This is a genomic window from Pseudomonas defluvii (assembly GCF_001695625.1).
Lineage (GTDB): Bacteria > Pseudomonadota > Gammaproteobacteria > Pseudomonadales > Pseudomonadaceae > Aquipseudomonas > Aquipseudomonas defluvii.
This window is the reverse complement of the sequence record NZ_MBPN01000131.1, coordinates 1-11342: the sequence shown is the minus strand read 5'-3', so window position 1 is coordinate 11342 and position 11342 is coordinate 1. Positions and strand designations below refer to the sequence as shown.

Below are 11342 nucleotides of genomic sequence, written 5' to 3'. Positions count from 1 at the left end.
GCACCAAGATTGGTTCCCGGGGCCATCGCCGCGACATGGCTGGCATAGAGAATGTAGGTACCCGCGCTAGCCGCCCGAGCCCCACTGGGCGAAACAAAGGTGGCCACCGGTACCGGGCTGGCGAGGATCGCCTTGATAATGGTACGCATCGAGCTGTCCAGGCCACCCGGGGTGTCCAGCTCAATCACAACCAGTTGAGCACTCAATGCCTGAGCCTGGGCCAGCCCCCTCACCAGATAGTCGGCAGAAGCCGGACCAATGGCATCGTCTACACGCAAGAGCAGCACCGGGCTACCAGGCGCACCCTGCCCCCTCGACATAACGACGAGCATCAGCAGCAGAAGCATGCGCCACCAGCGGCGAGCGTTCACCCGGTCACACCTGGCTTATATGTGTGAATTAAGTTTAGTCCGGCAACCCACAACAGCACCGCCTAAACTTTCCACAGGGGGACAAACTAACCGAGGCCTGTAATGGCATAACGCCTGGACTGGGCCTGGAGGTGCATCATGCGTATGGCAAGAACCGTGCAGCAGCGCCTGGACACGGCCGGCTGCGATTACGACATCGTTCCTCACCCACACTCAGCGACCAGCCTTGAGTCTGCACGCACTGCAGGTGTCCCCGCCGAGCGGGTCGCCAAATCAGTCATGCTCGACGACCGTCACGGGCACTACCTGATGGCTGTACTACCGGCCAACCGTCATCTGGACATGAGCAAGGTGCGCGCCACCGGCCCTTGGCAACTGACCCGAGAAAGTGGCCTGCCACACCTGTTCGGCGACTGTGAGCGCGGCGCCATTCCAGCGTTGGGCGATGCCTACGAAATCAAAATGCTGCTCGACCCGACGTTGACCCGTCAGGGCGATATCTACCTGGAAGCAGGCAACCACGATTATCTGGTTCACATGAGCATGGATCAGTACCTGAAACTGGTGCCAAAGGCCGAAGTACGCGAGGTCTGCTGATGATCTCCAACCCACCGCCAGGCGGGCACTGTCATTAGTCTGCCTGGCCCAAGGAGCGAACCATGGAATCAACTACCCATAGCCTTCCCTCACTGTTCAAACAATTGGGCTTGGCTGACGATGCGCTGAGCATTGACCAGTTCATTACCAGCCACTCCCCCCTGAAATCCGATATAGCGCTCGCAGATGCGCTGTTCTGGACAGCGTCGCAACGCGATTTTTTGCGCGATGAAATCCTTGAGGACGCCGACTGGGCCGAAGTGATCGACCAGCTCAGTCTGGCACTGCGAAAAATGCGCTGAGCGGCAACGGATATCGGCGAGTGGCGTTGCTATGCTCAAAACAACAACACGGGGACAGCGCCAATGAAAGATCCCTATGCACCCGGCTTCTGGTGCGCGGTAACCGCCTTGATATTGCTCACCGCCGGTTATTTCTATGGCATACGCGACGCTTACGAACTGGCAGAGGCCGAACTGTTCCTGTTCGGCGCCGCTGCCGTGATCGCGGCAATGGCACTGACGTCATTGGCCTGGACCTCCTGGCAGCAGTTGAAAACGCGCAAGCGCCAATTGGCTCAGGGCCGCACACTGGTTGCCATCTGGAACACCAAGGTGGCGCTGCGCCGCGTCGAGACCGTCTTTGACCGCTATTTCTGGGGCAGCTATTGGCAACCCGGACGGACCTTTCAGGAGGTCATGGGCGAACTGGAGGGCACGCCACTGGAGCAAAGCCTGGAAGCCTTGAAACGCCAGTGCCGCGAGCTTGACCAGGAAATCCAGGACTCCCGTTGGCACTGGCTGAACAATGCTCGGGAGCTCTCCAGTGTGGCCACCGCGATGGCCCGCGAGCGCTATCAACTGGACCTGTGCGATTCACAGCAAAGTGCGGGACGGGGTGCGGCAGTACTCAACCGCGACCTGGAAGTGCTGGTGTACACCTGGTCAGCGCGCCTGCGCAGCTTTGATCACCAACTCGATGAGCTGGAAGGCGAGTACCGTTAGCGTACTCGCCCCGCCGCGGTACTACTTCCAGGGTGCCGGTTCGCCGACCAATTGCCCCTGAATACCCTGAATACCCATTTCACGCAGCACATTGAGCTCACCTTCGGTTTCAACGCGCTCGGCAATCAACGGCAAGTCGATACTGTGTGCTGCGCGCTGGATCGCCTCGATGAACAGGCGCTTGTGCTGTTCCTGATCAATGGCGCGAATATAGCTGCCGTCGATTTTCAGGTAGGCCAACCCCAGATTCGCAAGGTTACCGATCATGCTGAAGCGCCCGCCAAAGCGCTGCAGGCTCAGGCTGAAACCCAGACTGCGAAGGCGTCGGGTCAATTGCTCCAGCACGGACTGCTCGGGAAGCTGCTCTTCCCCGATTTCCAGCGTCAGACGTTGGCCCAGCGCCGGATACTGCCCCAACAATTCATAGACCCGCTGCAAGGCCTTTGGATCAGCCAGGGTTGCCGCCGACAGGTTCAGCGCCAAGGCGTAGCCGTGGTCGCCCATTTGCTTGAGCACGAGCTCCAACATCAACAGGTCGAGCCTCGCCGACCAGCCAAAGCGCTCCAGCCAGGGCAAAAAGCGACCGGCAGCGATGGTTTGACCCTGAGCGTCGAGCAAGCGCGACAACACTTTGTAGTGCAGTACACGCTCAAGGTCTTCCGACGCCACAACCGGTTGGAAGAACAACTGGAAACGCCTCTGACTCAAAGCATCATCCAGCAAGGTATGCCAACCATGATGGGTATCACCTGTTTGCGGCGCAGTACCCTGCTCAAGGCACACCCAACTCGGCTCAACCTGGGCCTCGGCGCGAGCCAGGGCCTCATCAGCCAATTTCAACAGTGCCTGCGGGTCATCACCCGGGCTGTAAGGCGCAAGGCCGATACAGGCCACTGTGCTCACGTCGGTCGCACCGGTCGCACTAAGGCTCTGCAACGTGACCTCAAGCGCCTGCGCCAACTGCACGGCCTCTTCATGCACCATGCCCGGCGCCAGCACGGCGAACTCGCCGCCGCGGCTGCGGGTAATCAGGTTGTTGGTTTCCGGGTAATTGGCACAGGCACGTTTCAGCTGCTGCCCGACCGCTTGCAGCAACTGATCAGTCCGTTGCCCACCCAAACGCTGGTTGAGCCCCGCCAGATCCTTGACCCTCAGCAACAGCAGGTAGCCCGCTCGCGCCTCTTCCAGGTTACTGACCTTGGCGTTGAGTTGCATCTCGAAATAGCGGCGGTTGGCCAGCCCGGTGAGACTGTCCTGGTATGACTCAATCCGCAGTTTCTCGCTGCGCTCGGTCTGCTCCAGAAACAGCGCCTTGAGCTTATCGACCATCTGGTTCATTGCCTGGACAACGCGACGCAGTTCAGGTGTACGCGGCAGTTCGGGCAAGCTCAGGAACTCTCGCCGTGCAATGGCTTGGGACTGGGCAACCATATAGTCCAACGGCTTGAGTTGGCGACGTAACAACATCGCGCCCAACAATGCACTCAGCGCACCACAGAGCAGCAGCCAACCCAGGCTACCCAATGCACTCTGCCAGAGCTTGGCCAGGGCAAACATCGGGTGACTGACCACCTCGACACGCGCCGCCTGCTGCCAACCCCGGCTGACGATCGCATCGCCGCCCGCAGCCTCCAGGCCTATGAGACGGATGAACCAGCGTGGCACGCTGCCAGCTTCCGGCTCGGCATGGCGCTCAACCAACAGGGCGTCAGAGGTCAGGTCTACTACCCGGATGCTGGAATAGTAACCACTGTCGAATATCGAGCTGACCATCAACTCGACCATTGCCGGGTCATCAATGTTCGGTGTCAGCGACAATGCCAACGCCGTCGCCGCATCCTGGGCATGCGAGCGCAGTTGGTTGACGTACTGACTGCGCGAGCTTTCCAGACTAACCATGAAACTGCCGGTGAAGGCGACCACCAGGAACAGGCAGATGGCAAGCAACAATTGTTTGAACAGTGACATCTACACTCCTTAGTAAACCGGCTCGGCCGGGAAACCTTCGGCCTGCATCTTCTTCAATAGATCCTGCCAACGGGACAAACGCTTGGTATCGCCGACCTTCTTGTTACCCTTGGCCCCCGCCAGCCAGAGCCCCTCGCCGTTGAATGCATAGACCGGCAACAGATCGGCACGCTGGCTGGCGGGCTTGATCGCATCGATCAGGCTATCCAGTACCAGCGGCATGGCGTCTGGGTTCGAATAATAGGTCAAAACCATATGCGCGCGGTTCTGGCGCAGCGCCTTGACGTAGGTAATACGCAGCTTTTCGCTGGGAACCCCAAGCCGGCGCAAGCTGAAATACTTGGCAATCGCATAGTCCTCGCAATCACCGGCACCCTTGATCAGCGACTGGATTGGGGTAGCCCAATAATCCACTTCACGCCAAAGGTCGATATCTTCCTCATAGCGCAGCTGACGGTTGAAGAACTGATTGACCACATTGAGGCGCTCGACCTCACTCAGTTGCTTCTGCGTAGCCAACAACTGTTGCCAGGCATCGATACGCCCTTGGCCTGCCCCCAGTGGGCCGTACAAGGCCTGAGCTCGTCGACTGATCTGGGAGAAATCCCAGTCCGCACGCAAGCCGCCCAGCAACATGCAGCCAAGCAGCAAGGCCAGACCAAACCGGCGCATGATCAGATGAAAAGCCCAACGTTTCGCCAATGCGAATAACCCGTGCAGACCTGAGGGAACCGGATGGTGCGACTTGCTCGATGAAAAAACAATGGCCGACTGAGATCACACTGCTATTACTGTGCAACTACCCAGAAAATACCGGCATTCTGTCCGCTTCCCTTGGGCAAAAACTTCATTCACGATAGTCGTTGAATCGGCAACAGCGCACTTGTTGCAGGGCCGCATAAAGTGTTGTCGCTGTGGTTCACAGCCGGTTTGACAAGTAAATTTTCAATCACTAGTGTAGATTGGATCCAAGATCCAAAAAAGCACACCGACATCAGGGTAGAGTCCGCGTGGCCGAAAAGTCCAAACTCTTGAGTGAAATACTCGGTGGCGAGCAGGTTCCGCCGCATCTCGCTCGCAGTGTGATCGAAGAACGGCTGCGCAGCGCCATCATCGAAGGGCGACTCGCACCCGGAGTGGCCTTGCGCCAACAGGAACTGGCAACGTTGTTCGGCGTCAGCCGCATGCCCGTTCGCGAGGCATTACGCCAATTGGAAGCACAGTCATTGTTGCAGGTGGTAGCCCATAAGGGGGCCGTGGTTGCACCGTTGATCGGTGAGGATGCGGTGGACACCTATGCGCTACGGGTCATTCTGGAAGCTGAGGCGTTACGCCAGTCGATCCCACTGCTTGATGCCGACGATATCGCGCAGGCACGTCACTACATCGAACTGTTGGAGACCGAAACCCGATATGCAGAGATCGGTCGTCTGAACCGCCTGTTTCACATGTCTCTCTACCACAAGGCACCCAACCAGAAACTGCTGCGCCTGATTGAAAACGAACTCAATGAAGAAGAACGCTTCCTGCGTTTCCATCTTTCGTCCATGGGGCTGGGCAAACTGACCCAGGACGATCACCGCGGGTTAGTGGAAGCGGCCAATGACAAAGCCGTTGAAGAGGCCGTCAGTATTCTGCAGAAGCACTTGAACAAAGCCGCCGTAACAATGAAAAACTACCTGAGCAAGCAACGAAACGATTGATCCCGCAGCGTGCGCCTTACAGAGACTGGCGCGGGGCTGCAGTACTGCTTCAGGGAAGTCTTGAGCGCAAGGAAATGCAGTGCACGCCCATACGCCACAACAGCTTACGCCCCTACCGTGCGCACAGCCCGGCTCAATTGTGCTGATCTGCTTCGCCAACAGCGCGAGTAGCCTGGTGCACTATCAGCGCTGGCAGAACGACCTGAACGATCACATTGAGCTGGCGCCAATAGATGTATCAGGCTACGGTGCGACCGCAGGCGGCTCTGGCACTGAGGACCTTTGCGAGCAATTGTTTGAGCGTTTGCAGGCCTATCTACGCCGACCTCATGCGCTGTTTGGTCATAATGACGGCGCGCACCTGGCCTTCGAGATCGCCAAGCGAATGCAACACGTCAGTCCGCGCTTGACCCGTCATCTGTTCGTTTCAATGTGCGATAGCCCAGCAACCTCGCCATGCCAGACCGCGCATAACCTTCAAGTACCCGTCACTGCGCTTTATCCGCCAGGCAGTCTGAAACGCATACTGGGCTGGCGAGACTACATTTGCCGTGAGCTGGAACTTATCGAGTTGCCCAGCACGCAACTCGACGATCCGAAGCTGCAGCAGCGTCTGATGCAAATCATCAATACCCACTTGGGGCTGCTCAGCCTCTAATCCTGCTTCGCTGTCACCCATCAACGACATCCCCTCTTACACCTCCTTTTCCTCCAGGCCGGCAGCCAGACATGGCAGTGCCGCCATTTTGAGCACACTCTTAGCAGCAGACGGCCGCTGATCGCCAAGGGTGGACCTGGTCGTCTGTGCGTTATGGATCAACAGAAGGAGTTCGACCACGGGCAAGGACCGATACCGATCAGCCGCCCCTCATAGTTCATATGTAACTTCCCCACCACATCAGTGCGCCGAGCGAAACAATCGCTCAATAACTTTATTTCGATCCAACTGCATCGAAAGGATCGCACTCACCCAAATAAAACTTAACTTAAAAGTTTTATAGAAGACCTTATTTGCAAACAATAAGCGCGCCATTAATTAATTTAAAAAATACTTGCAGACAACTTTGAAGTTGCTTTAGTTTTTTCCCTGCCAACTGCATAAGCGTTGGCACCGTGGGCCCACAAGGGCCTGAATAAAGCCACGACGGGCTTATATACAGCGATCGCCATTATCGAACTTTTCGTTCGACGGCCTCACTCGGCCTGAAGAAAACAATTCATGCCCCACTCACAACATTGTCCAATTAAGGAACCATCATGACCCCACTCAAATGTTTACTCAGTGAAAAGAAGGCCGTGCTTGCCGCGCACCCCATCTTCGCCGAAATAGACTCATTACCCGTGTTACAACGGTTCATGGAAACCCATGTCTTTGCCGTCTGGGACTTCATGTCACTCACCAAGCGGCTACAACAAGAACTGACCTGTGTACAACTACCCTGGTTACCACCCGCTGACCCCAAGGCGGCTCGCCTGATCAATGAAATCGTTTTAGGCGAGGAGTCCGATAACCGGCTGGTGCACGGTCATTACAGCCACTTTGAGCTGTATCTGGACGCCATGCGCGAAGTCGGCGCCAGCACGCTCGCTATCGAGCAGTTCGTGCGCCTGCAGCGCGAGGGCATGGGTTATGCCAGTGCCTTGGGCCGTGTCGCTGCCAGCGATGCCGCCAAGCAGTTCGTCTGCAACACCCTCGAAACCGCCATGAATGCCCCCGCCCATGCAGTCGCAGCAGCGTTCCTGCATGGCCGCGAAAGCGTGATTCCAGGCATGTTCCAGCGAATTCTGGATGATTGGGGAATTACTGCAGAACAGGCCCCGACCTTCCGTTACTACCTGCAACGGCATATCGAAGTGGACTCGGAAGACCACGGGCCAGCAGCCGAGCAGTTGCTCGCGCGGTTAGTAAACAACGACCCCCGACATGAGAGCGAGATGTATGAAGCTGCCATTGCTGCAGTGGAGAGTCGCATTGCCCTCTGGGACCGCCTGCGTGACGCGATGCACGCTGAAACTGCCGAGGCCAGCGTATGAATGCTATCGACTACCAGTCGTTCGCTACGGTCTGGGAAGACCGAGCAACGATACGCACCCGCCCACGGCGAATACTGGAGAACGACGACCGACTGATTTATCCGTTGAGCCGTCAGCCACTGGTGCTGGGTGCCACGTTCATGCGCGAGTGCTCGCAATGGCGCGACTTCGTGCTGGTGCAAAGTCTCTACAAGTTCATCAACGATGTAGTGATCTTCGAAACCGAGATCGTCGACCGCACAGCACGCGCCATTGCCAAGAACCGCTTCGCGATCCGCTTTCCTTTTGCCTGCCGCTACGACGCCATGACGGTGGTCGTTGATGAGGACTACCACGCTCTGGTGGCAATGGATTTCATGCAACAGACCGTGGCGCTGACCGGCATTGAGCCGATCGATCTACCCAACGAAATTGAACTGAGCCGCGCTATTCCGGCGGCCCTGACCCTGGTGCCAGAACACCTGCGAGATGCGCTTGAACTGATTTGCGTGGCCATCGCCGAGAACACGCTGACCAATGATGTGGCGGCCTTTGCCCGCGACGACACGGTCAAGCCATCAATCAAGGGCCTGATGGCGGATCACCTGCTCGACGAAGGCCGTCATTCGACGTTCTGGGCGCGGCTGGTACGCCTCTACTGGCAGAGCGCACCGGAAGAGGACCGTAACTGTATCGCCCAGATACTGCCGGTGTTCATTCGCCAGTACCTCACCAACGAGATCCAAAAGGCCTTCGACTTCAACGTGATTAAACACCTTCAGGTGTCTGAAAGCGTGCGCACAGCGCTTAACGAGGAGGTGCTGAGCATGGTTTATCCGATCAATCAGCAACACCCACTACTGGGCAACATCCTGCGCTTTTTCCGCAGCAGCTCAATGCTCGACTCGCCGTGCGTGCAACACGCGCTGGCCGATTACCACGTCGAGACAAGGAGACCGTCATGAAACGCCTCGATATTTTACTGGTAGGCACCAGCCCGGCACTGGCTGCACTGCACGCTGAGCTGGAGCAACATGGTCACGTCCTTTACCTGGCGACAGATCTGTCTACACCAGAGCAGCCGTTACAGGTGGCTCCACAATTGGTCATCGAAGATGGCAGCTTGCCCCTTCCGTATGCTGCAGAAACAGGTGTTTCCGGTTGCACCTTCCTGAGCCTGCGGCTGGGTAGCAGCACTGACACACAGGACCTGCTACCGGGCCTGGAGCTGCGCTGCTGGACAGGCAGCCGCAAAGCCCAACGGCTGATTGCACACGAAGTGCTGCCGATGGAGCCTTCAGGCAATGGTCAGCAACTGCGTCTGCAAGCCATTGCCCGCCTTCAGTCACTGGTTGCGCTGCAGGTCGGGCGCCTCTCGCGCAACCCCGACTACTTGCTTGAAACGCCCACCATCAGTGGTGCTCAGTTCGCCCATGAACACGGCCTGATGTGGCTGGAACAACTGGCATTTGTTCATCTCTTCAATAGCACCCGGGATGAACAGTTACTCAAGCGCGCGGATGTGCCTGTCATCGAACGGCTGGAGCGCAGTTTTAAGGTCTTTGCCGATAACCCGGCGCTGAACCTCAATGGTCATCGTCTCAGTTATGCCCAGTTGCACGCTCAGGCATTGGCCATTCAACAGCAGTTGATCCCTCACCTGCCAGCGCACTGGGCGCAACCACCGGTGATCGCCATCTGCTTGCCCAAGTCACTGGCACTCTATGCCAGTTTGCTCGCCGTATTGGGCTGCGCGGCGGTGTACCTGCCGATGGACCCCAACCACCCTGCCGAGCGTCTTCAGTACATTCTCGACAATGCCGGCGCAACACTGCTGATTCACGATGCCAGCTTCAGTCCCAACCGGGCGGGCCTACCCACACTGGATCTGAGCCAATTACCCGCGGCACCGCAAACGCCCCTGTCCAGCCTGATACGCATACGCGCACAGAGCGAAGCACCCAGTGTGGCCATTTACACCTCAGGTACCACCGGCCACCCAAAAGGGGTTCTACTCAGCCAACGTAATCTGAGCCACTTCCAGCATTGGTATGCCGAGCATGTGCAACTCGAGACACACAGCCGAGTGCTGCAATTTTCGACCATCAACTTCGATGCATCGTTACTGGACATCCTGCCTACGTGGGCCTGTGGCGCCGAATTGGTCATCCCTGATGAAGACCAGCGGCGTGACCCACAACGCCTGCTTGAGCTGATACAGCGAGAAGCTGTCACTCATGCCTTTCTGCCACCGGCTTTACTGAGCATCCTGCCGCTGAAGCAGATGAGGGGCGTGAGCCACCTGATAACCGGTGGCGATGTCTGCGAACCAGAAGTGATCGAGCACCTGGCCGAACAGTGCTGTTTCCACAACATCTACGGGCCAACCGAAACCACCGTACTGGCAACTACGCGTGTATTCGCCTGCCGGGACAACAACCGCAACTTGGGTCGCCCCATCGCCAACTGTGAAATTTTCATCCTCGACGAACACCTGCAACCCGTGGCCGAGCAAACACCAGGTGAGTTGTACATCGCAGGACCGGGCGTGGGCTTAGGTTACTTGGGTAATCCGCAGTTAAACGCCGAACGCTTTCTGCTGCTGGACCTGCCCGACGGCAGACAACTGCGCGTCTATCGCACGGGCGATGTGGGCAAGTGGACGGAGCACGGTATCGAAATCTGCGGTCGCCGGGACAATCAGGTAAAGATCCGCGGCTTCCGCGTTGAACCGGAAGAGGTCGAGCATTGCCTGCGTGCCAGCAAGCTCTACCGTCAGGTTGCCGTCGTGGTCGATCAGCAACGCCGCTTGCTGGCTTTTGCCGCCCAGCCACGGCAGGCAGACGCCAAGGTGGCGTTGCGCAGATACGCCGAGCAGCAACTACCTGATTACATGTGTCCAGCGTTCTATCAGGAACTGCCAAACATGCCCTATACGGCCAACGGCAAAATAGACCGTCAGGCCCTGCGTGTGCGCCCTGTTCAACTGGGGCCGCAAAACACCCATGTGGCACCGCGAAACGATTGTGAACAGCGTGTACTCAGGATCTGGAGCGCGCTACTGGAGTTGCCCGCAGACCATATCTCCTGCACCGACAGTTTCTTCAACCTGGGTGGCCATTCGATTCTGTTGTCGCGCCTGCTATTGGAAGTTCGCGAAACGTTTGGTCGCAGTATCCCAATCAACCGTTTTATCGAAATGCCAACCTTGCAACGCATGGCAATGCTGCTGGGCGACGAAGATAACGAGACCAGCACGCTTGACCCTCAAGCACGGTCCGATGCTGAACGTGCGCTAGACCTTCAGGTGCAACCAGTAGACTGTCTTGGCGATGTACACAAGGTCGTCGTCACCGGTGCCAACAGCTTCCTTGGTGTGCATATCGTCGAGGCCCTCCTGGACTGGGGCGCTAGCGAAGTGGCCTGCCTTGTGAGACGTAACGCAACCCACTCAGCGGAGGAACGTTTTACTCAGGCCGTGACCGAGAACCAGCTACAAGGCTTGGACCTGAACCGCGTGAGGGTTTTTGAAGCCGACCTGCGCCAACCGAAGCTTGGACTTAATGAGGCGGACTACGACTACCTTGACCGCCATTACGGGGCTTTGATGGCTCTTCGCATTTAAGGGTGTAGAAAAAATCTGACCGGCTGGAAAAGGAGTCGAGGATCTTAGAAAATGTAAGCTC

At 57.5% G+C, this 11342-nt stretch carries 11 protein-coding genes; 8 read left to right on the top strand and 3 right to left on the bottom strand.

Annotated elements, in window-relative coordinates; all coding sequences use genetic code 11:
* Positions 1–371, bottom strand: a 371-nt coding sequence (locus EKA13_RS23630) for a Clp protease/crotonase-like domain-containing protein (protein ID WP_483826451.1), incomplete at its 3' end; no start/stop codon positions are given.
* A gap of 138 nt (positions 372–509) precedes the next feature.
* Between EKA13_RS23630 and EKA13_RS23625 the strand changes: the two genes are divergently transcribed.
* The 3 genes from EKA13_RS23625 (at position 510) to EKA13_RS23615 (ending at position 1972) form a co-directional block, all read left to right on the top strand.
* Positions 510–968, top strand: a complete 459-nt coding sequence (locus EKA13_RS23625; RefSeq protein ID WP_065761603.1) for an aminoacyl-tRNA deacylase — start codon at positions 510–512, stop codon at positions 966–968.
* Positions 969–1030: 62 nt separating this feature from the next.
* Positions 1031–1270 (top strand): DUF2789 domain-containing protein, encoded by a 240-nt coding sequence (locus EKA13_RS23620; protein WP_065761602.1) that lies wholly within the window; start codon positions 1031–1033, stop codon positions 1268–1270.
* Positions 1271–1333: 63 nt separating this feature from the next.
* Positions 1334–1972 (top strand): NADH:ubiquinone oxidoreductase subunit N, encoded by a 639-nt coding sequence (locus EKA13_RS23615; RefSeq protein WP_065761601.1) that lies wholly within the window; start codon positions 1334–1336, stop codon positions 1970–1972.
* Positions 1973–1993: 21 nt separating this feature from the next.
* Here the strand turns inward: EKA13_RS23615 and lapD are convergent, their stop codons facing one another.
* The gene (lapD, locus tag EKA13_RS23610) at positions 1994–3940 is read right to left on the bottom strand and encodes a cyclic di-GMP receptor LapD (RefSeq protein ID WP_065761600.1); all 1947 of its coding nucleotides are present in this window, start codon (positions 3938–3940) and stop codon (positions 1994–1996) included.
* A gap of 9 nt (positions 3941–3949) precedes the next feature.
* Positions 3950–4612: a cysteine protease LapG gene (lapG, locus tag EKA13_RS23605; protein ID WP_065761604.1), complete on the bottom strand. Its 663-nt coding sequence runs from the start codon at positions 4610–4612 to the stop codon at positions 3950–3952.
* A 338-nt stretch (positions 4613–4950) separates the two neighbouring features.
* On the opposite strand from lapG, the gene EKA13_RS23600 reads away from it, so the two are divergent.
* From EKA13_RS23600 to EKA13_RS23580, 5 genes are all read left to right on the top strand, one after another.
* On the top strand, positions 4951–5643 hold the full coding sequence (locus EKA13_RS23600) for a GntR family transcriptional regulator (protein ID WP_065761599.1): 693 nt from the start codon (positions 4951–4953) through the stop codon (positions 5641–5643).
* Between the two features lie 79 nt (positions 5644–5722).
* Positions 5723–6301: a thioesterase domain-containing protein gene (locus tag EKA13_RS23595; protein ID WP_083199893.1), complete on the top strand. Its 579-nt coding sequence runs from the start codon at positions 5723–5725 to the stop codon at positions 6299–6301.
* A 599-nt stretch (positions 6302–6900) separates the two neighbouring features.
* Positions 6901–7677 carry a DUF3050 domain-containing protein gene (locus tag EKA13_RS23590; protein WP_065761597.1) on the top strand — a complete coding sequence of 259 codons (777 nt, stop codon included), beginning with the start codon at positions 6901–6903 and terminating at the stop codon, positions 7675–7677.
* A complete protein-coding gene (locus tag EKA13_RS23585) occupies positions 7674–8621 on the top strand; it encodes a diiron oxygenase (RefSeq protein WP_065761596.1) in 948 nt (315 codons plus the stop codon). Before EKA13_RS23590 ends, EKA13_RS23585 begins: the two co-directional genes overlap by 4 nt.
* A complete protein-coding gene (locus tag EKA13_RS23580; protein WP_065761595.1) occupies positions 8618–11281 on the top strand; it encodes a non-ribosomal peptide synthetase in 2664 nt (887 codons plus the stop codon). Before EKA13_RS23585 ends, EKA13_RS23580 begins: the two co-directional genes overlap by 4 nt.
* Positions 11282–11342 lie beyond the last annotated feature (61 nt).

What these genes read in the sequence shown, in the direction of transcription:
- EKA13_RS23615 (WP_065761601.1), top strand. Translation starts at nt 1,334, where the DNA reads ATGAAAGATCCCTATGCACCCGGCTTCTGGTGCGCGGTAACCGCCTTG.
- EKA13_RS23580 (WP_065761595.1), top strand. Translation starts at nt 8,618, where the DNA reads ATGAAACGCCTCGATATTTTACTGGTAGGCACCAGCCCGGCACTGGCT.
- EKA13_RS23625 (WP_065761603.1), top strand. Translation starts at nt 510, where the DNA reads ATGCGTATGGCAAGAACCGTGCAGCAGCGCCTGGACACGGCCGGCTGC.
- EKA13_RS23585 (WP_065761596.1), top strand. Translation starts at nt 7,674, where the DNA reads ATGAATGCTATCGACTACCAGTCGTTCGCTACGGTCTGGGAAGACCGA.
- EKA13_RS23590 (WP_065761597.1), top strand. Translation starts at nt 6,901, where the DNA reads ATGACCCCACTCAAATGTTTACTCAGTGAAAAGAAGGCCGTGCTTGCC.
- EKA13_RS23620 (WP_065761602.1), top strand. Translation starts at nt 1,031, where the DNA reads ATGGAATCAACTACCCATAGCCTTCCCTCACTGTTCAAACAATTGGGC.
- lapD (WP_065761600.1), bottom strand. Translation starts at nt 3,940, where the DNA reads ATGTCACTGTTCAAACAATTGTTGCTTGCCATCTGCCTGTTCCTGGTG.
- lapG (WP_065761604.1), bottom strand. Translation starts at nt 4,612, where the DNA reads ATGCGCCGGTTTGGTCTGGCCTTGCTGCTTGGCTGCATGTTGCTGGGC.